Source organism: uncultured Gelidibacter sp. (assembly GCF_947500795.1).
In the GTDB taxonomy this organism is placed as follows: domain Bacteria; phylum Bacteroidota; class Bacteroidia; order Flavobacteriales; family Flavobacteriaceae; genus Gelidibacter.
In genome coordinates this window covers 507,713-532,199 of sequence record NZ_CANMTE010000001.1, presented here as the reverse complement: position 1 = coordinate 532,199, position 24,487 = coordinate 507,713, and the positions used below count along the sequence as shown (strand labels likewise).

At 36.2% G+C, this 24,487-nt stretch carries 26 protein-coding genes; 18 read left to right on the top strand and 8 right to left on the bottom strand.

Annotated features, from left to right (window positions below; genetic code table 11):
- From Q0947_RS02355 to Q0947_RS02330, 6 genes are all read left to right on the top strand, one after another.
- Nucleotides 1-963 (top strand): D-2-hydroxyacid dehydrogenase, encoded by a 963-nt coding sequence (locus Q0947_RS02355; protein WP_299390873.1) that lies wholly within the window; start codon nucleotides 1-3, stop codon nucleotides 961-963.
- Nucleotides 964-1,057: 94 nt separating this feature from the next.
- Entirely contained in the window at nucleotides 1,058-1,705 is a 648-nt protein-coding gene (locus Q0947_RS02350; protein WP_299390870.1) for a DUF937 domain-containing protein, read from the top strand.
- A gap of 134 nt (nucleotides 1,706-1,839) precedes the next feature.
- Entirely contained in the window at nucleotides 1,840-2,274 is a 435-nt protein-coding gene (locus Q0947_RS02345; protein WP_299390868.1) for a DUF6146 family protein, read from the top strand.
- 36 nt (nucleotides 2,275-2,310) lie between these two features.
- Nucleotides 2,311-2,805, top strand: a complete 495-nt coding sequence (locus tag Q0947_RS02340; protein WP_299390866.1) for a DUF6787 family protein — start codon at nucleotides 2,311-2,313, stop codon at nucleotides 2,803-2,805.
- Nucleotides 2,805-3,143 carry a hypothetical protein gene (locus Q0947_RS02335; protein WP_299390864.1) on the top strand — a complete coding sequence of 113 codons (339 nt, stop codon included), beginning with the start codon at nucleotides 2,805-2,807 and terminating at the stop codon, nucleotides 3,141-3,143. Before Q0947_RS02340 ends, Q0947_RS02335 begins: the two co-directional genes overlap by 1 nt.
- A 54-nt stretch (nucleotides 3,144-3,197) precedes the next feature.
- Nucleotides 3,198-5,423, top strand: a complete 2,226-nt coding sequence (locus Q0947_RS02330; RefSeq protein ID WP_299390861.1) for a TonB-dependent receptor — start codon at nucleotides 3,198-3,200, stop codon at nucleotides 5,421-5,423.
- A 38-nt stretch (nucleotides 5,424-5,461) separates the two neighbouring features.
- On the opposite strand, the gene Q0947_RS02325 is transcribed toward Q0947_RS02330, so the two are convergent.
- Nucleotides 5,462-5,734 (bottom strand): hypothetical protein, encoded by a 273-nt coding sequence (locus Q0947_RS02325; RefSeq protein ID WP_299390859.1) that lies wholly within the window; start codon nucleotides 5,732-5,734, stop codon nucleotides 5,462-5,464.
- A gap of 51 nt (nucleotides 5,735-5,785) precedes the next feature.
- Nucleotides 5,786-6,382 carry a GTP cyclohydrolase I FolE gene (gene folE / locus Q0947_RS02320; protein WP_299390857.1) on the bottom strand — a complete coding sequence of 199 codons (597 nt, stop codon included), beginning with the start codon at nucleotides 6,380-6,382 and terminating at the stop codon, nucleotides 5,786-5,788.
- Nucleotides 6,383-6,635: 253 nt separating this feature from the next.
- Here folE and Q0947_RS02315 point away from each other — a divergent pair, with 253 nt between their 5' ends.
- Nucleotides 6,636-7,295, top strand: a complete 660-nt coding sequence (locus Q0947_RS02315; protein ID WP_299390854.1) for an ABC transporter ATP-binding protein — start codon at nucleotides 6,636-6,638, stop codon at nucleotides 7,293-7,295.
- Here the strand turns inward: Q0947_RS02315 and Q0947_RS02310 are convergent.
- Nucleotides 7,292-7,474 carry a hypothetical protein gene (locus Q0947_RS02310; protein ID WP_299390852.1) on the bottom strand — a complete coding sequence of 61 codons (183 nt, stop codon included), beginning with the start codon at nucleotides 7,472-7,474 and terminating at the stop codon, nucleotides 7,292-7,294. The genes Q0947_RS02315 and Q0947_RS02310 overlap by 4 nt on opposite strands.
- Nucleotides 7,458-7,604 carry a hypothetical protein gene (locus tag Q0947_RS02305; protein ID WP_299390850.1) on the bottom strand — a complete coding sequence of 49 codons (147 nt, stop codon included), beginning with the start codon at nucleotides 7,602-7,604 and terminating at the stop codon, nucleotides 7,458-7,460. The genes Q0947_RS02310 and Q0947_RS02305 overlap by 17 nt, the downstream gene beginning before the upstream one ends.
- A gap of 204 nt (nucleotides 7,605-7,808) precedes the next feature.
- Here Q0947_RS02305 and Q0947_RS02300 point away from each other — a divergent pair, with 204 nt between their 5' ends.
- From Q0947_RS02300 to Q0947_RS02265, 8 genes are all read left to right on the top strand, one after another.
- Complete coding sequence (locus Q0947_RS02300) at nucleotides 7,809-8,579, top strand: TIGR02757 family protein (protein WP_299390847.1); 771 nt, start codon at nucleotides 7,809-7,811, stop codon at nucleotides 8,577-8,579.
- 50 nt (nucleotides 8,580-8,629) lie between these two features.
- On the top strand, nucleotides 8,630-9,823 hold the full coding sequence (locus Q0947_RS02295; protein ID WP_299390845.1) for a GAF domain-containing sensor histidine kinase: 1,194 nt from the start codon (nucleotides 8,630-8,632) through the stop codon (nucleotides 9,821-9,823).
- A gap of 200 nt (nucleotides 9,824-10,023) precedes the next feature.
- Nucleotides 10,024-11,505: a carboxypeptidase gene (locus tag Q0947_RS02290; RefSeq protein WP_299390842.1), complete on the top strand. Its 1,482-nt coding sequence runs from the start codon at nucleotides 10,024-10,026 to the stop codon at nucleotides 11,503-11,505.
- A 66-nt stretch (nucleotides 11,506-11,571) separates the two neighbouring features.
- Nucleotides 11,572-12,579: a glycosyltransferase family 2 protein gene (locus Q0947_RS02285; protein ID WP_299390840.1), complete on the top strand. Its 1,008-nt coding sequence runs from the start codon at nucleotides 11,572-11,574 to the stop codon at nucleotides 12,577-12,579.
- 107 nt (nucleotides 12,580-12,686) lie between these two features.
- Complete coding sequence (locus Q0947_RS02280; protein WP_299390838.1) at nucleotides 12,687-14,609, top strand: BatA domain-containing protein; 1,923 nt, start codon at nucleotides 12,687-12,689, stop codon at nucleotides 14,607-14,609.
- A complete protein-coding gene (locus Q0947_RS02275; protein WP_299390835.1) occupies nucleotides 14,606-15,859 on the top strand; it encodes a dihydroorotase in 1,254 nt (417 codons plus the stop codon). The genes Q0947_RS02280 and Q0947_RS02275 overlap by 4 nt, the downstream gene beginning before the upstream one ends.
- A gap of 1 nt (nucleotide 15,860) precedes the next feature.
- The gene (locus tag Q0947_RS02270; RefSeq protein WP_299390833.1) at nucleotides 15,861-16,187 is read left to right on the top strand and encodes a hypothetical protein; all 327 of its coding nucleotides are present in this window, start codon (nucleotides 15,861-15,863) and stop codon (nucleotides 16,185-16,187) included.
- Nucleotides 16,188-16,189: 2 nt separating this feature from the next.
- Nucleotides 16,190-16,846 carry an alpha/beta fold hydrolase gene (locus Q0947_RS02265; protein ID WP_299390830.1) on the top strand — a complete coding sequence of 219 codons (657 nt, stop codon included), beginning with the start codon at nucleotides 16,190-16,192 and terminating at the stop codon, nucleotides 16,844-16,846.
- Between the two features lie 30 nt (nucleotides 16,847-16,876).
- Here Q0947_RS02265 and Q0947_RS02260 read toward each other — a convergent pair whose 3' ends face one another.
- Both Q0947_RS02260 and Q0947_RS02255 read right to left on the bottom strand, forming a co-directional pair.
- On the bottom strand, nucleotides 16,877-17,071 hold the full coding sequence (locus tag Q0947_RS02260; RefSeq protein WP_299390828.1) for a hypothetical protein: 195 nt from the start codon (nucleotides 17,069-17,071) through the stop codon (nucleotides 16,877-16,879).
- Nucleotides 17,072-17,076: 5 nt separating this feature from the next.
- The gene (locus Q0947_RS02255; protein ID WP_299390826.1) at nucleotides 17,077-17,838 is read right to left on the bottom strand and encodes an MBL fold metallo-hydrolase; all 762 of its coding nucleotides are present in this window, start codon (nucleotides 17,836-17,838) and stop codon (nucleotides 17,077-17,079) included.
- A gap of 90 nt (nucleotides 17,839-17,928) precedes the next feature.
- Between Q0947_RS02255 and Q0947_RS02250 the strand changes: the two genes are divergently transcribed.
- Entirely contained in the window at nucleotides 17,929-19,380 is a 1,452-nt protein-coding gene (locus Q0947_RS02250; RefSeq protein WP_299390824.1) for a TonB-dependent receptor, read from the top strand.
- Between the two features lie 56 nt (nucleotides 19,381-19,436).
- Here the strand turns inward: Q0947_RS02250 and bcp are convergent, their stop codons facing one another.
- Nucleotides 19,437-19,892 (bottom strand): thioredoxin-dependent thiol peroxidase, encoded by a 456-nt coding sequence (bcp, locus tag Q0947_RS02245; protein WP_299390821.1) that lies wholly within the window; start codon nucleotides 19,890-19,892, stop codon nucleotides 19,437-19,439.
- Between the two features lie 37 nt (nucleotides 19,893-19,929).
- Here bcp and nth point away from each other — a divergent pair, with 37 nt between their 5' ends.
- Nucleotides 19,930-20,598 carry an endonuclease III gene (gene nth, locus Q0947_RS02240; RefSeq protein ID WP_299390819.1) on the top strand — a complete coding sequence of 223 codons (669 nt, stop codon included), beginning with the start codon at nucleotides 19,930-19,932 and terminating at the stop codon, nucleotides 20,596-20,598.
- Nucleotides 20,599-20,884: 286 nt separating this feature from the next.
- Here the strand turns inward: nth and Q0947_RS02235 are convergent, their stop codons facing one another.
- Nucleotides 20,885-21,469 (bottom strand): sigma-70 family RNA polymerase sigma factor, encoded by a 585-nt coding sequence (locus Q0947_RS02235; protein ID WP_299390817.1) that lies wholly within the window; start codon nucleotides 21,467-21,469, stop codon nucleotides 20,885-20,887.
- A 228-nt stretch (nucleotides 21,470-21,697) separates the two neighbouring features.
- On the opposite strand from Q0947_RS02235, the gene uvrA reads away from it, so the two are divergent.
- Nucleotides 21,698-24,481, top strand: a complete 2,784-nt coding sequence (gene uvrA, locus Q0947_RS02230; protein ID WP_299390814.1) for an excinuclease ABC subunit UvrA — start codon at nucleotides 21,698-21,700, stop codon at nucleotides 24,479-24,481.
- Nucleotides 24,482-24,487: the final 6 nt, after the last annotated feature.

Below are 24,487 nucleotides of genomic sequence, written 5' to 3'. Positions count from 1 at the left end.
ATGAAAGTATTAGCAAACGACGGAATTTCTCAAAGCGGACAAGATGCGTTAAAAGAAGCTGGATTTGAAGTAATCACTACTACAGTAGCCCAAGAACAACTTGCAAACTACATCAACAACAAAGCTATTGATGTATTATTGGTAAGAAGTGCTACAACTGTGAGAAAAGAACTTATTGACAGCTGCCCAAGCCTTAAAGTAATTGGGCGTGGTGGCGTAGGGATGGATAATATTGATGTAGACTATGCACGCAGCAAAGGATTACATGTGATCAACACACCCGCTGCTTCCTCACAATCGGTTGCGGAATTAGTATTTGCTCACTTATTTGGTGGCGTTAGGTTTTTACATGATGCCAACAGAAACATGCCTTTAGATGGCGATTCCAGATTTAACAATCTGAAGAAAAATTATGCTAAAGGATCAGAATTAAGAGGAAAAACCTTAGGAATTATCGGTTTTGGACGTATTGGTCGCGAAGTTGCTAAAATAGCACTTGGTGTTGGGATGCGAGTTATTGCTAGCGATAAATTTGTAGGTAAAGCGACTATAAAAGTGGAATTCTATAACGGCCAGTTTATCAATGTTGAAATTGAGACTGAACCGATGAAAGAGATTTTGAAGCACTCTGATTTTATCACTTTACATGTGCCTGCCCAAGAAGGCTATGTTATTGGAGAAAAGCAATTTGAGGCAATGAAAGATGGCGTAGGCATCGTGAACGCAGCGAGAGGCGGTGTAATTGATGAAGTTGCACTTGTTAAAGCAATCGAAAGTGGTAAAGTTGCATTTGCAGGATTAGATACTTTTGAAAGTGAGCCAACACCAGCGGTTCAGGTTTTAATGAATGGTAGTATTTCATTAACGCCACATATTGGTGCTGCGACTAACGAGGCACAGGATAGAATTGGCACCGAATTGGCTGCTCAAATCATCAGTATTTTAAAAACTGAAGCAGTTTAAAGATATCAACATTACACAACTTATAATGCTTACATAAATCTTATTGTAAGCATTTTTTGTATTTTTAAGGTTGTGAAACTTAATAATAAAAATTATGTCTGGAATTTTAGATCTATTAAATAGTGATATTGGAAAATCTATTGTCAACGGTGTGGCTGGTCAAACCAATCAACCGGAAAGTAAAACACAAGATGTTTTAATGATGGCGATGCCGCTTTTAATGGCCGCAATGAAGCGTAATGCATCTTCTCCTCAAGGAGCTGAAGGCTTATTAAATGCTATAAATAGTAAACACGACGGAAGCATTTTAAATAACTTAGGCAGTTTATTTGGTGGCGGTGTTGATGATAGCGTAATGAATGACGGCAGCAAAATTTTAGGTCATGTGCTAGGGAACAAACAACACACTGTTGAAAGTGCTATTAGTGCAAAATCAGGGATTGATGCAGGATCTGTATCTCAAATCTTAAAAGTTGCTGCGCCAATCTTAATGGGGATGTTGGGTAGCCAAGCCAAACAGCAAAATGTGAATAGCCCAAGTGGTTTAGAAGGTATGTTAGGAGGTTTGTTACAAGGTAATTCAACGCAAGGTCGTGGCGATCAAAGCTTTTTAGAATCAATTCTTGACGCTGACGGCGATGGTAGTATTATGGATGATATTGCAGGAATGGCCATGGGCGGAAATAAAAAGAAAGGTGGACTAGGCGGATTGCTTGGCGGTTTGTTTGGTGGAAATAAATAAAATCACCACAAAAAAAATCTTTATAATTCAGAAAGTCATGCTTTTAAAAGCATGACTTTTTTTTTTGTTAAAAACAATTCAATCTCAGACTTTTAGGTATAATTATTGTAATTTAAATAGCAAATTAAATCGCTATGAAAACCATTGTAACCTTTATTTTGCTGTTAGGATTTTTCACTATCTCTTGTAATAGCACAAAATCAACTAACAAGACGAATTCCATGAGCAATAGCACCGCTCAAGATACGGTCAGGATTGCCAACGATTCGTTAGAATATGAGATCCTCATCATCGAACCTGGTTTTAACTCCTGGCTTGCTTCGAGAGCAAAACCCGAAGGCTTTTACTCTCAAGAATATTTGGAAAGAAGAAACAGAATATATGTTATAGAATGGAACCAACGTGTAACGCAACCACAACGTTATAATGGTAATTTATATGAACTTCAGATTGACTATCAGCCGAATATCAATTATGGGTATGACGTGAATTACAAACTTTACAACTATTTCATTTACTTCCAATTAACCTACAAACAAAGATTAGGCCCATTTGAACCTCGAATTTAGAGGAATTACAGTATCTTTGCCCGGCAAAATGGCGCAATGGAAAATTTTAAAAAAAATTGGCAAATACAACATAACTGGCAGCTACTTTTTCCGGTTTTAGGTGTCCTAATACTAGGTTATTCCTCCTATAGATTGGCTGATGTTGTAGTTGGTGGCATCAATTTATTTATGGTAATCATACTTACCATTGTCTTGTTTTTTGGATTTTTAAAACTGACCTTGTTCCTATTTGATAAATTTGAACGCAAATGGTCTGTGGATTACCGTTGGGAAATGATCCGCGTGTTTATAGTTTTTGCAATTACAGGTTCCTCGTCAGTTTTTATTGGAAGACCTATTATAGCATTAATCGGTATAACCAAAGACAACCTTAATATTGTGTTGTATTGGATTTTGTATATTATTGTAGGCATCATCTTTTATCAAATTTTATTGGTTGCTTACGGATGGCTGTTTGGCCAGTTCAAATTCTTCTGGGAATTTGAAAAGAAAATGTTACGTAGATTCGGTTTGGAACGATTTTTAAATTAATGAATACAATAAGGCTACATATTTTTTTCAAAGGACTGACACTTGTTTTAGTGTTGGCTTTTTTGTTGCCTTCTGCAGCCAAATTCATGCATATTTTTGAAGAGCATCATCATGAAGTATGTTTGGGTGAATCTAACGCACATTTCCATACACAGGATGTTGAATGTGAATTTTATAAATTCAAATTAAACACTCCTTTTACCATTCCTGAAAACAATGTGGTAGTCCTTGAATTTCCACACATTGAAAGTATAATCCCTACACATTATTCGTTTCTAAGTGAATTTCAAACCCTTCATTTTTCACTTCGAGGTCCCCCTTCAATTAATTTAATCTAGGATTACTGAATTTAATTCAGTCGCAATTCACATTAAATTAATTAAAATACATCTATGAAATACATATGCTATTTGTTGCTATTTTTAGCAATACCAGCCGTTTACGCACAAAACACACTACAAGGAAATGTAGTGGACAAAAACACAAATGAACCTTTAACTTTTGCCAATATTTACGTTCCACAATTGGAAAAAGGCGCTACCACTGATGAAAATGGCAGCTACCTTATTTCTAATATTCCAAATGGCACCTATAAGATTATTGTCTCCATCATTGGTTACGAAACCTTTTCCCAAAGTATTACGTTTCCGTACACAACACCTTTTGATATTAATTTAATCCCTTCTGCTATTGAAATGGAAGAAATTATTATCTCCACGCCTTTTCACAAACTACAAAGTGAAAACGTTATGAAGGTTGAACGCGCCACTATCGCAAATTTAAAAACTAAAGGCGCTGTAACCTTAGCTGATGGCATCACGTCCATTGCGGGAGTTGAAAGTGTTACCACCGGTGTGAGTATCGGAAAACCAGTAATTAGAGGCTTAAGTTCCAATCGCGTATTGGTGTATGCACAAGGTGTACGCTTAGAAAATCAGCAATTTGGCGATGAACACGGACTTGGTTTGAGCGATTCAGGCATCGAGAGCATTGAGGTCATTAAAGGACCTGCTTCCCTACTCTATGGAAGCGATGCCTTGGGTGGTGTATTGTATTTAAATCCTGAAAGATTTGCACAATCTCATACCAATCAAGCGGATGCCAGCTATAATTATTTTAGCAACACCAAAGGTTTTAATACAAACGTAGGCTATAAAGCTTCTGGCGATCAATTCAAGTTTTTATTTAGAGGTAGTATTGCAGAACACGCTGATTACAATACGGCCGACTACAGGGTGACAAATACGCGCTTTAGAGAACAAGACCTGAAGGCTGGTTTAGGGTATCAAATTGCAAACTTTAAGACAGAATTACGTTATAATGTAAATAATTCCAAACTCGGCATTCCTGAAACAGTTGGTGCACAATCTACCAACAAAACACCTTTACTTCCGTTTCAAGAAGTGACTAATCACGTATTGAGTTCAAAATCTACCGTATTTTTCAACAACTCGAGTTTAGACGTCAATTTAGGCCTGCTTTATAATGACCGAAAAGAATTCGAAGAACACCACCATCATCATGACGAGGACGACGACCATGAGGAACATGACGATGATGAAGCTGAACATTTAGAGGCAGCACTCCAAATGAAATTAAAAACGCTTAACTATGATGTCAAATATAACTTGCCAACAATTGGAAGATTTGAAACTATCGTAGGCGTTCAAGGAATGAGCCAAAGCAACACCAATTATGGTGAAGAGCAATTAATCCCAGATGCTACTACTAACGATTTTGGGATATTGGCAACATCGCACATCCACTTTGACAAATCTGACATTCAAATTGGTGCACGTTATGACTATCGCAATATCGACGTGCTATCAGGTATCAACAAGAATTTTTTAAGTTTTAATGGCGCTATTGGAGTCAAAACTAATCTGGCTCAAAATATTACAACCAGATTAAATTTAGCTTCTGGTTATAGAGCTCCAAATTTAGCTGAATTGACATCAAACGGTACTCATGAAGGCACTAACAGGTACGAAATTGGAAATGATCAGTTAGAGAATGAGCAGAATTTTCAAGCTGATTTGGCTATAGAATTCAAGAATGAGCATGTTGAAGTATTTGTGAATGCGTTCTATAATAAAGTGAACAACTATATTTTCCTTTCACCAAATGGCGAATTAATTCAAAATACACCTGTATATAATTATTTACAGGCAGACGCCAATTTATATGGTGGCGAAATAGGATTGCACTTCCACCCTCACCCTTTAGATTGGTTGCATATTGAGAGTAGTTTTGAGACGGTTACTGGAAAACAAAATAACGACAGCTATTTACCGCTTATTCCCGCTAATAGCCTGACAAATACCTTACGTGTAGAATTTAATCCAAAATCCATTCAAAAGTTTTATGGATTTGTAAGGCTTAAATCTACTTTTAAACAAAATAATTTGGGTGATTTTGAGACGTCAACCGATGGGTACAACCTTTTGGGCGCTGGCTTGGGTGGTGTTGTAAAAGTATTCAATAATGATTTGGACGTTAAAATCTCAGGAAGTAACCTGACCGATAAAAAATACATCAATCATTTATCCCGATTAAAATCGGAAGGTATTTTTAATATGGGCCGTAATATCAATATAGGATTGACTTACACGCTTTAAAAACTAAAAATCCCTTTCAAATTTGAAAGGGATTTTTTTTATTTGACTTGAATTGTTTTCGGTTTCTTTGCAAACACATAGGTGTAAAACCACATAATGGTGAATGACGGAATAACATCAAAGCCTGGTAGAATTTCCTCAATAAATGAAAACATACCTGCTACCCTACCTTTTCGTCCTGCGTACATTTTTGTCATAAGGAACCCTGAAAGAGGCGCCCATATAATATCAATAAAAGTGATCATTCCAATGGCATCAAAAAGGATCCCGAGAACTAACTTTTGATTTTTACTTAAGTTATCTAAATTCATGGTATAAATATTAATTCGATTAATTATTACAAAAAATATACCAAAAAAATATTATGAGAATTTATCGCTAATCAATTTCAAAAACTCATTACGAGTTTCTATTTTTTCGAATTGCCCTCTAAATCCTGAGGTTGTAGTGACAGAGTTCTGCTTCTGAACTCCTCTCATCATCATGCACATGTGCGAAGCTTCAATGACAACGGCCACTCCTTTTGGTTTAATCGTATCATTGATACAATCCAATATTTGTTTCGTTAAACGCTCCTGAACTTGTAAGCGCCTTGCAAACACATCCACAATGCGGGGCAGTTTGCTCAAACCAACAATTTTCCCATTCGGAATGTAGGCAATATGAGCTTTTCCGAAAAAGGGCAAAATATGATGTTCACAAAGTGAATACACCTCAATATCCTTAACAATTACCATTTCATTATAAGAGTCTTCGAACATGGCACTCTTTAAAATCTCTTCAGCATTCTGATGATACCCTTGCGTCAAAAACTGCATGGCTTTAGAAGCACGCTCGGGTGTTTTCAGCAACCCATCCCTCGTTACATCTTCACCTAAATCTGTAATAATATGTTCAAAGCGCTCTTTAATAGCTTCTGTAACCTGAATATCATATTCTTCAAAATGTTGGTAAGGCATTACTTTCTTGTTTTAGTTATGATAAAAATACACGATATTATTGAAAATCAAACCTTAAAAATCAGTAACAATCATCAGAATTCGAATTGAAAAAATAATAGATCGAAATTTATTAAAAAAAAAATCGGAATGACACTGCTTAGGCAACAGAAAATTTCACCTAATAAATTGAAAATACAGTTTTTGAAGAATACCGTTTCATAATTGTACAGCAAGAAACAAAATGCTAAATTGCCTTTCATTTTTTAAGTCTATGATTAAAGCTACCAATATCCATAAATATTACACTGACCTACACGTTTTAAAAGGCGTCGATCTTAATATTCAAAAAGGAGAAATTGTATCTATTGTTGGGGCTTCCGGAGCAGGAAAAACCACCCTCTTGCATATTTTAGGTACGTTGGACAGAGCGTCAACCAAAGATCAAGGCACATTATTTATTAATGATGTGGACATAATGGCGCTATCCGATAAAAATTTGGCCAAATTTAGAAATGAACATATAGGTTTCATTTTTCAATTTCACCAATTATTGCCAGAATTTACAGCGTTAGAAAACGTGTGTCTTCCTGCCTTTATTAAAAAAACAGCTAAAGAAGACGCTGAAAAACGCGCTAAAGAATTGTTGGATTTCTTAGGATTGAGTCATCGTTACCATCATAAACCAGGCGAATTATCAGGCGGTGAGCAACAACGTGTTGCTGTGGCTAGAGCTTTGATCAATAACCCTGAATTAATATTTGCCGATGAGCCATCGGGGAATTTAGATAGTGAAAGTGCTGAAAACCTTCACAATCTATTTTTTAAACTCCGTGACCAATTCGGCCAAACCTTCGTTATAGTGACCCATAACGAAGAATTGGCAGACATGGCCGACCGGAAATTAGTCATGGTGGATGGGAAAATAGTCTAGATTTCTTGTTTGTTTCCTGGAATATTATCCACGATACGATCAATCAACCGACTTATAGCCCCACCCATTTGGTGGCCACTTTTGTACAAAGGCACGTGGCCTAAAACATTATCGAAATTGGTTATAGAATTACTTACAACATTTAAAGTTGAATCTACAATATCATCTGTGTTCTCCATCATTTACTTGTTTACGGTTATCTTGAAAATCTTTTAAGTCGTCAATAGCATCCTTGCCCAACTTGGTACCAATACCAATGACAAAAAGCGCTATAGCTGATTTTAATCCAAATTTTATAAGAGATTTCATTAGCATTTTATTTGAATGATTTGATCTAAATTAACCAATTTAAATCACTCGAGAAACATAAAACTGTAATGAGTCTAAAATTTCACTTATTGCGTTAAACCTTAAATCGCCCCAATAAAAACGGATTGAATAAAATCTAATAATGGCAAGGAAATTGCTAACTCATATACTGTTTTAAATTACAATGTAAAAGCCCTATTCCCATTGAACAAACAAGACCTTAAAGAATTTTTAGACGCTAAAGTCATTACCTATAATCATCCGCGATTTATTGAAAGTGATCCTATTCAAATTCCGCATCAATTTTCTAAAAAGGAAGACATTGAAATCGCTGGATTTTTGACTGCTACCATTTCTTGGGGCAACAGAAAAAGCATCATTACCAATGCCAATAAAATGATGAACATGCTGGAGCATTCTCCCTACGACTTTATAATGCATCATGAGTCTACCGATTTGGAGAAACTACAAGGTTTTGTTCATAGAACCTTCAATGAGGACGATTTTATACAATTCGTTAAAAGTCTAAAGCATATTTATAAGGAACACGGCGGATTGGAAGCTGTTTTTTCGCAACATTCAGAAGCATTCTCAACCCAAAATGCGATTCATAAATTTAAAAAACTTTTCTTTGAAATTGACCATATGCCACGAACACAAAAACACGTCAGCGATCCCTTAAAGAATTCTGCAGCCAAGCGCATTAATATGTTTTTAAGATGGATGGTGAGAAATGACAACAATGGCGTCGACTTCGGAATTTGGCAAACCCTTACTCCTGCTCAATTATCTTGCCCATTAGATGTACACTCTGGCAATGTGGCGCGCTCATTAGGATTGTTAAAAAGAACACAGAATGACGCAAAGGCGTTGACGGAACTTGATAATAACTTAAGGTCTTTGGATAAAGATGATCCTGTAAAATATGATTTTGCATTATTTGGATTGGGCGTTTTTGAAAACTTTTCAAAATAATAAAACCAATAAAAATCAGTTTTCGTACCTTATTAAACTAATATAACACCATGATCATCCCCAAATTGCCTGCAAATGAACTACAACGATTAGAGGTTCTTAAAGAATACCGCCTACTAGACACAATTCCTGAAGGCGATTATGATAATATAACGAAGCTTATTTCTACAATTTGTGAAGTTCCTATCTCTTTAATTACCATTCTTGATCGTGATCGTAATTTTTTTAAGGCGCATTACGGTGTACCCTTTCAAGAATCACCGAGAGATATTTCGTTCTGCGGACATGCTATTCTCACTGAAGATCCAATTTTCATTATCAAAGATGCCAGAATGGATGAGCGGTTTATTGACAATCCGCTTGTAAATACTGCAGATGCGGTCTTTTATGCCGGCGTACCATTGGTCAACCCGGAAGGCTATGCGTTGGGAACCTTGTGCATATTTGACCATCAACCGAGAACTTTAAGCGACACTCAAAAAGACGCGCTTATAATTCTAGCAAAACAGGTGGTTAATTCGATGGAGTTAAGACGTCAGAACATGAAGTTGGAAACTGCTAAAAAGCAACTGACTTTGCATAATGTAGAACTTAAAAAGTTTGCAAGCCATGTGTCCCACGATTTGAAATCGCCTTTGGCTAATATCATTTCGTTGACGCAGCTTTTAAAAGATGATTTGTCGGAGAAAATATCAAGTTCATCTTTAGAATACTTAGATTACATCAACGACTCCGCCTTAATTCTTAAAGATTATATTGACGGAATTCTACTCCATTATAAAGCTGATGAGTTATTAAAAGCAGCACATCAAGATGTTCAGTTATCAGAACTTTGCGAAGATTTAAAGCAACTTTTATTAACGAAATCAGATGTTTTAAACTGTCACGCGACAGAAGCAATTCAAAATATTAACAAATCGGTATTAACTCAAATACTTATTAATTTAGTGGATAATGCTTTAAAATATAATGACAAAGACGAACGCATAATTGATGTTTCTTACACATCACTACCAGAATACCATGAATTTTCGGTTTCGGATAATGGCATTGGTATTGCAAAAAACAAACAAGAGTTAATCTTTCAGCTATTCACTTCCATTCCTCATAAAAATGATACAAAACCTAGTACAGGCATCGGGCTGAGCACCATTAAAAATTTGGTGATCAAATTAGGAGGTGATATCCATGTGAGTTCAAAACTAGGAAAAGGAAGTGTGTTCACGTTTACAATTGCTAAATAAATCAACCGCTTTTGATAAACTCTTCATACATAATATTGTAAGACGCGATATAAATTTTTTTAAGTATCAATATACATTTCGCAACTATCCAATAGAAGCTTTTAGCATATAAAAAAAGGATGTATTTCATCAATTTTTAACAGATTTTAAAACGGCATTTAAGAAATCGTTTTATCTTTAAAGGTTAAAATTCCAACAACATGAAAAACCTCTTTTTACTAATTGCTACATTTTCTACAAGCCTGCTGTTTTCGCAGGTTAAAAAAATTCCTTTAGACACCATGGTTGTCACCAATCATTCTATTAACATTAATGGTCAAAATTTGGCCTACCAAGCTATCGCGGGAACGCAACCCGTATGGAATGACAAAGGTGAACCTACAGCGACCTTATTTTATACGTACTATAGAAAAAGCAACAGTGAAAAAGAAAAACGACCAATCATTTTTTCATTTAATGGCGGACCAGGTTCCGCATCTGCATGGATGCATATTGCCTATACGGGTCCTGTAATTCTGAATATGGACGAGGAAGGTTACCCTGTACAACCATACGGTGTAAAAGACAATCCTAATTCCATTTTAGATGTTGCGGACATTGTTTTTATCGATCCTGTAAATACTGGTTATTCACGTATGGTTGAAGATAAAGACGGAAAACTTCCTGACCGAAAATCATTTTTTGGAATCAATGCGGATATTAGATATTTGGCAGAATGGATGAACACATTTGTGACTCGAAACAATCGTTGGGAATCTCCAAAATATTTAATTGGCGAGAGTTACGGCGGACCAAGAGTGATGGGCTTGTCTCGCGAACTGCAAAATAGCCAATGGATGTATTTAAACGGCGTTATTTTAGTTTCTCCAGCCGATTATAAAATATATTCTACAGATCAGCCGATTTATTCCGCTTTAAATTTACCTTATTTTACCGCTGCAGCTTGGTACCAAAAAGCGTTATCACCTGCGTTACAACAAAAAGATTTATTAGAAATCCTGCCTGAAGTGGAATCCTATACCATTGATAAAGTGATGCCAGCAATTGCAAAAGGAGGCTTTATTTCTGATGCAGAAAGAAACGAAGTGGCTGAAAAAATGAGTTTGTATTCTGGATTGAGCAAAACCTCAATTATTGATCATAATTTGAATGTTCCGACCAATTTTTTCTGGAAAGAATTACTTCGTAAAGATGGCTACACCATTGGAAGATTGGATTCACGCTATTTAGGTATTGATAAAATGACCGCTGGCGATAGACCAGATTATAACGCAGAATTAACGTCATGGCTTCACTCCTTCACTCCTGCAATCAATTATTATATCAGGGAAAAGCTAAAATTTAAAACCGACATTAAATACAATATGTTTGGCGATGTACATCCTTGGGACAGACAGAATGATAACACAAGAGATGGCTTACGTCAGGCAATGGCCCAAAATCCATTTTTAAAAGTATTGGTTCAGTCTGGTTATTATGATGGTGCAACCACTTATTTTGCCGCCAAATATACTGTAGGCCAAATGGATCCTAGTGGACGAATGAAAGACCGCGTGTCCTTTAAAGGCTATCGCAGTGGCCACATGATGTATTTGAGAAAAGAAGATTTGAAATTGGCAACGGATGATATCAGACAATTTATTAAGGATTCTGATTCTAAAGGAAAACCTGCCAAATATTAAGACACTAGTTACCTTTAAAAAAAGCCTGATGACACCAATCATCAGGCTTTTTTATATTTTAGCAGTATGTCATCACCTTTAATCAGCATTTTAACACCTTTTAGAAACAGTTCTTTATATCTAGAAGACTGTCTCAACTCCATAATCTATCAAACCTATCCCCATTGGGAATTACTAATTGTGGATGACCACTCTACAGATGACAGTTATAACATTGTAGCGGGGTTTGCTCAAAAGGACGACCGAATTAAACTGTTTAAAAATTCCGGCAGTGGTATTATTGATGCCTTAAGATTGGCTTTTAAAAACAGTTCAGGCGCTTATGTTACACGTATGGATAGTGACGACCTAATGGCGCCCATTAAGTTAGAAGTCATGTTAGAGGATTTAAAAACAGAAGGCAGAGGCCATGTCGCACTGGGTTTGGTCAACTATTTTTCTGATGAAGCGCTTGGTGAAGGCTATCAGAATTATGAAAAATGGCTCAACGGATTGACATTAGAAGGAACTAACTACACTGACATTTACAAAGAATGCGTTATCCCCTCACCTTGCTGGATGGTCCATCGGGAAGATTTAATTGCCTGTGGTGCTTTTGAAAGCGATATGTATCCTGAAGATTATGATTTGGCGTTTCGGTTTTATAAACACGGTTTAAAATGTATTCCCAGTGACTCAACGCTTCATCATTGGCGGGATTACACTACAAGAACCTCTAGAACAGATGACAATTATGCGGCAAATCATTTTTTGAAATTAAAGTTAGATTACTTTTTGGAGCTCGACAGACGTCCAGGTCAACCCTTAGTGATTTGGGGCGCCGGATTTAAAGGTAAGTTTTGTGCTAGATTCTTAAAAAAACGCAAGATTCCATTTGTATGGATTTGCAATAATCCGAAGAAGATTGGCCATATCATCTATCATATTGAACTGCAGGCGGTATCCGTTCTAAACGAATTAGAACATCCTCAGGTAATCGTAACGGTAGCCAATAAAACTTCTCAAAAAAGAATCACATCAGTATTAGAAAATCTTGGGTTGGCAAAAGCAGAAGATTATTTCTTTTTTTGTTAGTAAACTCAGTATATTACGGTTAAAATTCTCAAAACTAGAGGGCGTTTATCCTGACGTATTTTTTATATTTGACACGCGTCTTCAACAGCTAAAAATCAGAAAAAGGAATGCAGTTTAAAAATCCAGAAATTCTTTATGCGCTTCTACTGCTTGTCATTCCTATCATTATTCATTTATTTCAACTCAGACGTTTTGAAAAAGTAGCGTTTACCAACGTTCAGCTCCTTAAAAACATCACCATACAAACACGCAAAAGTTCGCAAATTAAAAAATGGCTCACTTTATTGACGCGTTTACTTCTTTTAGCCTGTATAGTTATCGCATTTGCGCAACCTTATCAGACCAATACAAGCGCTTTCAACACTAAGAATGAAACGGTTATTTATTTGGATAACTCGTTTAGCATGCAAGCTAAGGGCGCTAATGGAACGCTTTTAAATACAGCCGTTCAAGATTTATTAGAACATGTTGACGAGAATGAAACCATCAGCATTTTCACCAATGATCTCCAGTTTATCAATACAAGCATCAAGGCTATTAGAAATGATTTAATCGAATTATCCTATACTCCCAACCAGTTAGATTACGAAGCCATCCTCTTAAAAGGAGAAAAGACTTTTTCTAAAGACAAAGGAAGCACCAAAAACTTTGTTCTAATTTCTGATTTTCAACACAATAAAGATGATTTATCAATTAAAAACGATAGTCTCATCAATTATTGCTTGGTGCAATTAAAACCTACAAAAAGCGCTAATGTCAGCATCGATTCTTTGTACATCTCAAAAAAAGGGGTAGAAACACTCGAATTAACAGTGCTTCTCAGCAATCAAGGGGAACCGATTGAAACGTTGCCAGTGTCGTTATTTCAAGATGATCAACTCATGTCGAAAAGCGCAGTGAATATCAATTCATCAGCTGAAACCGTTTTTACCATCCCCAACAATCAAGCTTTTAAAGGGAAAATCACCATAGACGATGCACAACTCACCTATGATAATACCTTCTATTTCAATCTGGATTCGAATGAACGCATCAAAGTTTTAGCAATCAACGAAGCGGACGCTGAGTTCTTGAAAAAATTATATACAAAAGATGAATTCGACTTGACTTTAGTCAATTCTAATGCACTTAATTATAATAGTATCGTCAACCAAAATTTGATTATCCTCAATCAATTAAAAAGTATCCCTGCAAGCTTAACAACCTCCTTAAAATCGTTTTCAGAAGATGGCGGAAGTGTTTTAATCATTCCTTCAAATGAATCTGATTTAACATCTTACAATCAATTACATAACAATTTTTTATTACCTAATCTATCGCCAAAAAAAGCACTAGAAAAACGTATTACAAAAATCAACTTTTCTCACCCACTTTTAGACAATGTATTCGACAAAAAAGTGGATAATTTCCAATATCCAAAAGTCAATTCCTATTATGGTTTTACTAATTCAGGGATTTCAATTTTAAGTTATGAAGACAACACGCCATTTTTAATACAGTCAAATAATACATATGCTTTTTCCGCAGCTTTGGATGACGGCAACTCAAATTTTAAAAATTCGCCTTTAATTGTTCCTGTACTTTACAATATTGGAAAGCAAAGTTTAAAATTACCGCGCTTATATTATACTGTGGGGACCCAAAACACCATTGATATTAACACCACACTGCAACAGGACGCGATTTTAAAATTAGAACAAGGAGAAACCTCTATTATTCCACAACAAAAAACATATACTCATAAAGTTCAGATGGTTACAGATGAGTTTCCAAATACTGCTGGCATTTTTGAAGTCAAGAACAAGGAGAATGTGGTGCAACACCTCAGTTATAACTACGACAGAACAGAAAGCGCGCTTAGTTATATGAATCTTGCTGACGTAAAACACAGTGCAAAAAACACTTCTGTTGCTACCGCAATTGAGGATATAAAAAGTATGACAAATGTTAATGAGCTATGGAAATGGTTTGTTATTTTTGCAGTAGCTTTTTTAATTATTGAAATGCTCATCTTAAAATTTCTTAAATGAACGTACTCATAAAATCGGCTACGATAGTAGATTCCAAAAGCGATTTTCACAATGAAACCTGCGATATCCTTATAGAAAAGGGCATCATTACCCAAATTCAGAAAGACATTCAAGCCCCTTCTAAATTCAAAGAGATTACTTTGGATAACCTACACGTTTCCCAAGGCTGGTTTGATAGTAGTGTGAGTTTCGGTGAGCCAGGTTATGAAGAACGCGAAACCATCGCTAACGGACTTAAAACCGCTGCATTGTCAGGTTTTACAGATGTCGCGATGAATTCAAACTCCAATCCGGCAATTGATTGTAATGCTGATATTTCATTTGTAAAAGGAAAAGCACAGGGCAATGCGGTCAACTTGTTCCCTGTGGGTGCATTAACCAAAAACAGTGAAGGCGAAGACCTTGCAGAGCTTTATGATATGAAGAATGCTGGTGCCATTGCCTTTTATGATTACCAAAAGCCTGTCCGAAATCCGAATTTGATGAAATTAGCCCTGCAGTACGCAAGCAATTTTGATGGCTTAGTGTATTCATTTCCTCAGGAATCTAAAATTTCAGGCTTAGGCGTGATGAATGAGAATGTCATGAGTACATCTCTCGGTTTAAAAGGAAATCCGACATTGGCGGAAGAATTGCAAATTGTACGTGATTTGTTTTTATTGGAATATACTGGCGGAAAACTCCATATCCCAACCATATCTACTGCGAAATCTGTTGAGCTCATCAGAAATGCGAAAGCTAAAAAGCTTGATGTGAGTTGTAGCGTTGCAATTCATAATTTAATATTGACAGATGAAGAGTTAAAAACCTTCAATACACGCTTTAAGGTTTTGCCTCCATTACGCACACAATCAGACTGTGATGCGCTTATTGAAGGGTTAAAAGATGGCACAATTGACATGGTCACATCTGATCATAATCCGATAGATATTGAGCATAAAAAAGTTGAATTTGATTACGCTAAATATGGCACGGTTGGTTTAGAATCCGCTTTTGGAGCTTTAAATACAGTGTTCACTTTAAAGAAAACCATTGATTTATTGACCAAAGGAAAAGAGCGTTACGGCATAAATTCCAATTCAATTTCAGTTGGAGAAAAAGCAAAATTGACCTTGTTCAATCCTACAGAAAATTACACTTTTACTAAGAAAATACTTCATTCCACTTCAAAAAACACAATTTTTGAGGACTTTAAATTAAAAGGTAAGGTTTACGGTATTTATTCAAACAATCAATTAGTTCTAAATTAAGATGCAAAATTCCACCGTAAAAGAAGGCAAAACACTGGCCATTGTTAGCTATTTCACATTTGTAGGCCTCATTATTGCCATCATCATGAATTTGGAAAAGCGCAATCCATTTACATCATTCCATATCCGTCAAATGTTGGGGTTGATTATAATGCTCCTTGTTTCAAACATGGTCGAAAAATACATCAATAGTTTTTTGGGAACTGCATTTTGGACCATTACCTTCGTGGCTTGGCTTTTTGGGCTGTATCATGCCATTAAAGAACAATACAAACCGATTCCTGTTCTAGGTGAAAAATTCCAAGAATGGTTTAAAAATATCAATTAATTATGTCTGATCTTTCATTACATCACGTTACAAGACCATCAATTTTAACAGAAAACGCACCTGTACTTATCATGCTTCATGGATATGGAAGTGATGAAAACGACCTTTTCGGATTCGCTTCAGAATTGCCAGAAGAGTTGTTCATTATTTCTGCAAGAGCGCCTTACCCAATCCAACCTTACGGAAATGCGTGGTATGCCATTAATTTTGATGCAGAAATGAACAAATGGAATGATAATGAGCAGGCCATTAAATCGAGAGATTTGATTTCAAAATTTATTGATGAAGTTAAAGAGACGTATCCTATTGATAAAAATACAGTTTCGCTTTTAGGTTTTAGCCAAGGCACCATATTGAGTTACGCCGTGGCACTCACCTATCCTGAAAAAGTTAAAAATGTTATTGCATTAAGTGGCTATATCAGTCCTGAGATGTTGCCGGACGATATTGAAACTAAAGATTATTCACGTTTGGCATTCTATTGTTCGCACGGAAGTCAAGACCAGGTAATTCCTGTTGAATGGGCAAGAAAAGTACCGCAGTTTTTAAATTCGCTAAGCGTAAAACACACGTATAGTGAATTTCCCACAGGTCATGGCGTAGCGCCACAAAATTTCTACGAATTTAGAAGCTGGTTGAATCAGCGATTAGAAAAGTAAGCGCTATAATTGGATTTTTACGCTACTGCGTTATTCCGGTTGGGACTTATATTTCTGTAATTCCTTATTTAATTGTGCGATAGAATCTTTGAGAATTGCTTCGCGCTCAATCAGCTTTGTCATTTTCTCTTGGTATGATTCAAAGATATTTTTGGAATTTACATATTGAAATACCATTAATAGTAATGCAAAGATGAATGCATACGTAAAGATTTTACCTTTCATAAGTTTTACAGTTTAATTTGTAGGTTGTCATAAGCCAAAAAGACATTTTTAGGCAGCTTCTTTTCAACTTCATCATGAAACCCAAGCATATGGCTTATATGCGTCAGGTAAGCGCGTTCTGGCTTAACTTTATCAATCACCTCTAACGCTTCCTCTAAATTGAAGTGAGAAATATGTTCCGTTTCCCGCAATGCATTTACCACAAGAACCTTAACGCCCTTCAATTTTTTAATCTCTTCCTCCTTAATTGATTTCATATCGGTTAAATAGGCAAAATCATTAAATCGGAAGCCAAATACTTGAAGCTTATAGTGCATTCCATTAATAGGAACAACGGTTAAATTTCCAACTTCAAAAGGCTTGTTTTCAATCTTAATTGGCGTAACTCCAGGAGCTCCAGCATATTTATTCTCGGTTTCAAATATATAACCAAAGCGTTCTTTAAGGGATTTTAAAACGCGCGTATGGGCATAAATTGGAATATCTCCTTGTTTAAAATAAAATGGCCTTATATCATCCAAACCTGCAGTATGATCAGCATGCTCGTGTGTAAAAATAATTCCATCCAATCGCGTGCACTGCGCATTCAACATTTGTTGCCTGAAATCAGGACCACAATCGATCACATAAGTAAACCGATCACATTCAATTAATACTGAAACACGTAGCCGTTTGTCCTTCGGATTTTCACTTAAACATACGGGATGAGTGCTTCCTATAACTGGAATTCCTTGAGATGTACCGGTTCCTAAAAATGTTACTTTCAAAGGTGATTAGTTTAGAACAAAAGTAAGTTTATTTTTTCTTTTAAGATAGCAATTCGATACCTTTGTGCCTGACAAAACTCAATCTATAACATGGAGATTACCTTAAAGGGCGACAAGGAATTCGAAGATATTCCGTCGCTTAAAACTAAAGCACTTCGTATTAATCTCAATGAGAATATATACGGAACTTTTGCAGAAATTGGCGCAGGACAGGAAACTGTTCGTCAATTCTTTAGAGCTGGTGGAGGTTCAGGTACCATCGCTAAGGCAATGTCAGCTTATGATAAAGATTTTAGTGACTCTATTTACGGTATAGAAAGTGACGGCCGTTATGTAACAGAAGCGCGTTTGCGTAAAATGTTAGATCACGAAATCAACTTGATTGAAGAACGTCTTTCGAGAGATAAACATCCAAATAAGATGTTCTTTTCTTATGCAAATACGGTAGCCACTATCGATTTTGCAAAACAGTACAAAGGCCATGGCTGGGTAGGAATCAGATATCAAATTGAGCAGGACAAACCTTACAATGAAATCATTCTGCATTTGCGTTTTAAAGAGAATGACGCCAGACTACAGCAAGAAACCCTCGGAATTTTAGGGACGAACCTTATATACGGTGCCTACTATAAATACAATGAGCCTAAAAAGTTATTGCGCTATTTATATGACCATTTAGATAAGGATCAAATAGAAATTGACACCATTAACTTTGCAGGTCCTGTATTTGAAAATGTCGACAACCGTTTGATGAGTTTACAATTGGTAAAAAACGGCATGACGGATGCGGTTATGTTTGCTCCTGATGGAAATAACGTTCTTCCTGCAAAAATACTTTATAAGAAAAACATTTTGGCTTTACGCGGTAGTTTCAGACCCGTTACCAAGGTCAATATTGACATGTTTGAGAAATCTTATGAAATGTTCGTCAAAGAAAACAAGGTTGACCCTAATAACACCCAAGTTGTTTTTGAGATTACGCTTTCCAACTTAAGAGCTGAAGGAGAAATTGACGAACAGGACTTTATGGACAGAGCAAAATTACTGTGTTCATTGGGCCATACCGTTTTAATTTCCAACTTTCAGGAGTATTATAAATTGGTGGAATATTTTTCTCAATATTCTAAAAACAGAATGGGGCTTGCCATGGGTGTCAACAATTTAGTGGACATTTTTGATGAGAAATATTACCGTCATTTAAGTGGTGGTATTTTGGAAGCTTTTGGTAAGCTGTTCTTTAAGGATTTACGAGTGTATCTTTACCCGATGGTAAATGAAGATGGCACGTTGACGGATAGCGAAACCTTAAAAGTACATCCGCGAATGAAGGAATTATATAAATTCTTTAAGTATAATGGCAAAGTGGTGGATATCACAGATTTCGATCCGAGCATCCTCACTATTTTCTCAAGATCGGTACTTAAAGCAATTGCTTCAGGAGATGAAGGTTGGGAGTCAATGCTTCCACCGGGTGTTGCAAAAATCATAAAAGAAAAGAGCCTCTTCGGGTATGAAGCTGAAGAAGTTTTTAGAGAGGAATAAAAAAAAGACCTTAGAATAACATCTAAGGTCTTTTTTTTATGATTCTATATGACTACTTATTCCGCCAAAATCTGTTCTGTATGTATTTTGGCCTTTACTTTATCAATCACTTTTTCTATAATGCCATTTTCATCAATTACAAAGGTGACACGGTGAATTCCATCAAAGGTGCGTCCCATAAATTTCTTTTCTCCCCACACATCAAACGCTTTAATAACCTCTTTGTCTTCATCTGCCAACAGAGGATAAGGAAAATCGTATTTCTCTTTAAAATTGGATTGCCTTTTTTGGCTGTCAGCACTCACACCCAAAATTTCATATCCCTGCTCTTTTAATTCCTTGTAATGATCTCTTAGGTTACATGCCTCGGTTGTACAGGTTGGCGTATTAGCTTTTGGATAGAAAAAAACGACTAATTTCTTCCCTTTATAATCTGATAACGAAATCGTATTTCCTTGTTCATCTTTTGCCGAAAAATTTGGCGCCTTGTCTCCTGCTTTTAATTTGGTCATAACTGTTTTAAATTTGATATTTGTAAAAATACAACTTATGACCAAACAAGAAAAGGTAGATTTTGTTATAAATACGTTAAAGCAACTGTATCCAACAATCCCTGTACCTTTAGACCATAAAGATCTTTATACCCTTTTAATCGCCGTATTGTTATCCGCACAAAGTACAGATGTTCGGGTGAATCAGATTACACCACTCCTTTTCGAAAAAGCTGATAATCCGTATGACATGATTAAGCTTTCGGTTGAAGAAATACGTGAAATTATAAAACCTGTTGGTCTTTCCCCGATGAAGAGCAAAGGGATTCATGGCTTATCCCATATCCTTATTGACAAGCACAATGGTGAAGTACCTAAAACATACGAAGCGTTGGAAGAACTTCCAGCTGTAGGACATAAAACGGCAGCTGTGGTACTGTCTCAGGCTTTCGGTATTCCTGCTTTTCCTGTAGATACGCATATTCACAGACTAATGTACCGTTGGAATTTTACAAACGGGAAAAATGTGGTGCAAACAGAACGGGATGCCAAACGCCTTTTCCCGAAAGAATTATGGAATGACTTACACCTTCAAATTATTTGGTATGGAAGGGAATATTCTCCGGCGCGTGGCTGGGATTTAGAAAAAGACATCATCACCAAAACAATTGGGAGAGCAAGTGTTATTAAAGACTATTATAAAAAGAATCCAAAATTCATCCTATAATCTTCTAAGCAAACTCTAAGAATATCGCATTTATGGCGCATAAAAAAAGTCCCGTTAAGCTAATTCTCGGGACTTTTTAAATCTTAGTTTAGAAGTGCTTCAAACTTCCATTTATTACAATGTATAACAGTTAAAGCCTTAGAATAATTCAAAAGAAAATCAACAGTTTCTTCTTTTGGATTCAGGTTGTTGTTTTTTTGGGGACACTCAGAGTAAAGTTTTGCCATTATAGGAGAGTTTGTTTGATTATAAACCTATAAACGCAGCAAATTTAACTTTAGTATAACTAATTTGTCAAAATTATGTTTTTCTCCTCAATAACTTTTCTCAAATTGATTAAAGCATAGCGCATTCTCCCTAATGCTGTGTTGATGCTCACACCTGTTTTTTCTGATATTTCCTTAAAACTCATGTCGTTGTACATGCGCATCACAAGCACATCCTTTTGATCTTCTGGCAATTCCTGAATTAAGCGTCTTAAATCAGATTCAATCTGCTCTTTAATCATTCCTTTTTCCGCATCTAATGAAGCATCGCTCAACACAGAAAAAATGCTAAATTCCCCAGTATTGTCGAATTTAGGCATACGGTTGCTTTTTCTGAAGTGGTCAATTACCAAGTTGTGCGCAATACGCATCACCCAAGGTAAAAACTTACCTTCTTCATTGTATTTTCCTAGTTTAAGGGTTTTGATGACCTTGATAAACGTATCCTGAAAAATATCTTCAGTGATATCTCTATCGTAAACTTTAGAGTAGATAAAACTATAAATTTTTTGCTTGTGCCTGGTGATCAATACTGAGAGCGCATTCTCTTCTCCCTTGATATAATTGTTCACTAAAACAGCGTCTGTGATAAGTTCGAGTTCCATAATAATTACTTTAAATGCCAGGAAATTTCCTTGCTTGGGGTTAATCTATATAAAGTAATTGTATGGTATAGGCGTCTGTTTTATTTGGATGTATGGCGTCAAATATAACAATATTCAAATCAAAAAAACAAAAAAACAACTGAAACTTTAACAATTTATTGCACAATAACTTTATTTTATGACTGATTTAGAAGTAGTATCTTTGCATTCTTATATGCCAAAATGACTATGTACGTTAATCTTTCCGAAGTAAATCCGAAGCAAAACATCATTATTAAAGGGGCCAATCTCCACAATCTGAAGAACATGGATGTGGTGATTCCTCGTAATAAATTGGTGGTGATAACTGGGCTGTCAGGTTCAGGAAAGTCGAGTTTGGCATTTGATACCTTATATGCTGAAGGACAACGGCGCTATGTTGAAAGCTTGTCCAGTTATGCGCGTCAGTTTTTAGGGCGACTTAACAAACCAAAGGTAGATTACATTAAAGGGATTGCTCCAGCAATTGCGATAGAGCAAAAGGTCAATTCCACCAACCCGAGATCTACGGTTGGAACTACTACTGAAATCTACGATTATTTAAAATTATTGTTCGCCAGAATTGGCAAGACCTACTCTCCTATTTCTGGGGAATTAGTAAAAAAACATACTACTGCTGATGTTCTCAATTTGGTGAAATCTTTTGAGGATGGCGAAAAATTACTGCTCCTCGCTCCTATTTCTTTAGAAGAAGGCCGTACAATGGTTGATAAACTAAAGGTGCTTCAGCAACAAGGTTATGCCCGCGTACAGTACAAGAATGAAGTGTTGCGTATTGAAGATGCTTTAGAAAAAGATCTTAAAAAAGAAGTCTTTTTAGTGGTTGACAGGATTGTTGTGAAACATGAGGAAGATTTTTACAACCGCTTGGCAGACGCTATTGAAACTGCTTTTTTTGAAGGGAAAGGCACCACTATTATAGAGTCGCTTTCCAATAACAAACAAACCGAATTCAATAATAAGTTTGAGTTAGACGGGATGACGTTTTTGGAACCTAATGTGCATTTGTTCAGTTTCAACAATCCTTATGGTGCATGTCCCAAATGTGAAGGTTATGGAGATGTTATTGGAATTGATGAAGATTTGGTCATCCCAAATACGGCATTATCAGTTTATGAAAACGCCATTTTCCCTTGGCGTGGTGAAAGCATGAGCTGGTATAAAGATCAACTGGTCAACAGTTCCCATAAATTTGATTTCCCTATCCATAAACCGTATTTCCAATTAACAGATGCTCAAAAAGAATTAATTTGGGAAGGCAATTCTCATTTTGAAGGCTTGAACAGTTTCTTTGCAGAATTGGAATCGAAGGCTTATAAAATCCAGAATCGGGTGATGCTTTCGCGTTACAGAGGCAAAACTAAATGCAGCAAATGCCATGGAAAACGCTTGAGACCGGAAGCCAATTATGTAAAAGTTGGAGGTGTTACAATTACCGATTTGGTAACCTTACCTTTAGATAAACTGATTGTATTTTTTAAGAACCTTGAGCTGAATGAACATGATACCACCATTGCCAAGCGCCTATTAAAGGAAATTTCCAACAGGCTCGAGTTTTTATCTAATGTGGGACTCGATTATTTAACGCTTAACAGAAAGTCCAATACGTTATCGGGCGGTGAAAGTCAGCGTATTAATCTGGCAACTTCATTAGGCAGTAGTTTAGTAGGCTCTATGTATATTTTGGATGAACCAAGTATCGGCCTGCATCCAAAAGACACCGAAAAACTGATTATGGTTCTTAAAGCCTTACGCGATTTAGGAAACACTGTTATAGTGGTAGAACATGATGAAGATATTATGCAGGCGGCCGATGAAATTATCGATATTGGACCCGAAGCTGGAACGCTTGGTGGTGAAGTTGTTGCTGCAGGCACCTATGATGATATTCTGAAATCTGAGTCTTTAACTGCAAAATACTTAAACGGCAAACTCAAGATAGAAGTACCAAAAAAGCGACGCACATCCAAATATCATATTGATATTGTTGGAGCAAGAGAACATAATTTACAAAATGTTGATGTTACGCTTCCTTTAGAGATGCTGACCGTTATAACTGGCGTTTCTGGAAGTGGAAAAAGTACATTGGTTAAAAAAATTCTATTTCCGGCCATTCAGAAAGAATTAACCGGTTTTGGTGATAAGCCAGGACAATTTTCTGAATTGAAAGGCAATTATAAAAACATCAAACATATTGAGTTTGTTGATCAAAATCCAATTGGTCGTTCTTCACGATCCAATCCTGTTACTTACGTGAAGGCTTATGACGATATTAGAGCTCTTTTTGCGAGTCAAAAACTGAGTAAAATCAGAAATTATCAGGCTAAACATTTTAGTTTTAATGTGGATGGTGGCCGCTGCGAAACATGTAAAGGAGATGGTGAAGTTACCATCGAAATGCAATTTATGGCCGATGTACATTTAACATGTGAAGCTTGTAATGGTAAGCGTTTCAAAAAAGAAGTTTTAGAAGTAACTTTTGAAGGCAAAAACATAGATGATGTGTTGAGCATGACTATTGATGATGCCATTGCGTTTTTTGAAGAACACCAGGAGACTAGAATACAAAGCAAATTACAGCCTTTACAAGATGTTGGTTTAGGCTATGTGACCTTAGGACAAAGCTCCTCTACACTTTCTGGTGGTGAAGCACAACGTATTAAATTGGCAACTTTTCTCGGAAAAGGATCAAAAAGCGATAATGCCTTATTTATTTTTGATGAACCTACCACAGGACTTCATTTTCATGACATCAAAAAACTTTTGAAATCCTTTCAAGCATTAATCGGACAAGGACATTCCATCATAGTGATTGAACACAATCTCGAATTAATCAAATGTGCTGATTACATTATTGATTTAGGTCCGGAAGGCGGAGAAAGAGGTGGAAAAGTGATTGCTGTAGGCACGCCGGAAGAATTGGTGAAAAACAAAAAATCAGTGATTGGTAAATATTTGAAGGAAAAACTATAACAATAA

Bases quoted from the DNA above. Each gene is read 5' to 3' on its own strand.
- Q0947_RS02355 (WP_299390873.1), top strand. From the start codon at position 1: ATGAAAGTATTAGCAAACGACGGAATTTCTCAAAGCGGACAAGATGCG.
- Q0947_RS02350 (WP_299390870.1), top strand. From the start codon at position 1,058: ATGTCTGGAATTTTAGATCTATTAAATAGTGATATTGGAAAATCTATT.
- Q0947_RS02345 (WP_299390868.1), top strand. From the start codon at position 1,840: ATGAAAACCATTGTAACCTTTATTTTGCTGTTAGGATTTTTCACTATC.
- Q0947_RS02340 (WP_299390866.1), top strand. From the start codon at position 2,311: ATGGAAAATTTTAAAAAAAATTGGCAAATACAACATAACTGGCAGCTA.
- Q0947_RS02335 (WP_299390864.1), top strand. From the start codon at position 2,805: ATGAATACAATAAGGCTACATATTTTTTTCAAAGGACTGACACTTGTT.
- Q0947_RS02330 (WP_299390861.1), top strand. From the start codon at position 3,198: ATGAAATACATATGCTATTTGTTGCTATTTTTAGCAATACCAGCCGTT.
- Q0947_RS02325 (WP_299390859.1), bottom strand. From the start codon at position 5,734: ATGAATTTAGATAACTTAAGTAAAAATCAAAAGTTAGTTCTCGGGATC.
- folE (WP_299390857.1), bottom strand. From the start codon at position 6,382: ATGCCTTACCAACATTTTGAAGAATATGATATTCAGGTTACAGAAGCT.
- Q0947_RS02315 (WP_299390854.1), top strand. From the start codon at position 6,636: ATGATTAAAGCTACCAATATCCATAAATATTACACTGACCTACACGTT.
- Q0947_RS02310 (WP_299390852.1), bottom strand. From the start codon at position 7,474: ATGGAGAACACAGATGATATTGTAGATTCAACTTTAAATGTTGTAAGT.
- Q0947_RS02305 (WP_299390850.1), bottom strand. From the start codon at position 7,604: ATGAAATCTCTTATAAAATTTGGATTAAAATCAGCTATAGCGCTTTTT.
- Q0947_RS02295 (WP_299390845.1), top strand. From the start codon at position 8,630: ATGATCATCCCCAAATTGCCTGCAAATGAACTACAACGATTAGAGGTT.
- Q0947_RS02290 (WP_299390842.1), top strand. From the start codon at position 10,024: ATGAAAAACCTCTTTTTACTAATTGCTACATTTTCTACAAGCCTGCTG.
- Q0947_RS02285 (WP_299390840.1), top strand. From the start codon at position 11,572: ATGTCATCACCTTTAATCAGCATTTTAACACCTTTTAGAAACAGTTCT.
- Q0947_RS02280 (WP_299390838.1), top strand. From the start codon at position 12,687: ATGCAGTTTAAAAATCCAGAAATTCTTTATGCGCTTCTACTGCTTGTC.
- Q0947_RS02275 (WP_299390835.1), top strand. From the start codon at position 14,606: ATGAACGTACTCATAAAATCGGCTACGATAGTAGATTCCAAAAGCGAT.
- Q0947_RS02270 (WP_299390833.1), top strand. From the start codon at position 15,861: ATGCAAAATTCCACCGTAAAAGAAGGCAAAACACTGGCCATTGTTAGC.
- Q0947_RS02265 (WP_299390830.1), top strand. From the start codon at position 16,190: ATGTCTGATCTTTCATTACATCACGTTACAAGACCATCAATTTTAACA.
- Q0947_RS02260 (WP_299390828.1), bottom strand. From the start codon at position 17,071: ATGAAAGGTAAAATCTTTACGTATGCATTCATCTTTGCATTACTATTA.
- Q0947_RS02250 (WP_299390824.1), top strand. From the start codon at position 17,929: ATGGAGATTACCTTAAAGGGCGACAAGGAATTCGAAGATATTCCGTCG.
- bcp (WP_299390821.1), bottom strand. From the start codon at position 19,892: ATGACCAAATTAAAAGCAGGAGACAAGGCGCCAAATTTTTCGGCAAAA.
- nth (WP_299390819.1), top strand. From the start codon at position 19,930: ATGACCAAACAAGAAAAGGTAGATTTTGTTATAAATACGTTAAAGCAA.
- Q0947_RS02235 (WP_299390817.1), bottom strand. From the start codon at position 21,469: ATGGAACTCGAACTTATCACAGACGCTGTTTTAGTGAACAATTATATC.
- uvrA (WP_299390814.1), top strand. From the start codon at position 21,698: ATGTACGTTAATCTTTCCGAAGTAAATCCGAAGCAAAACATCATTATT.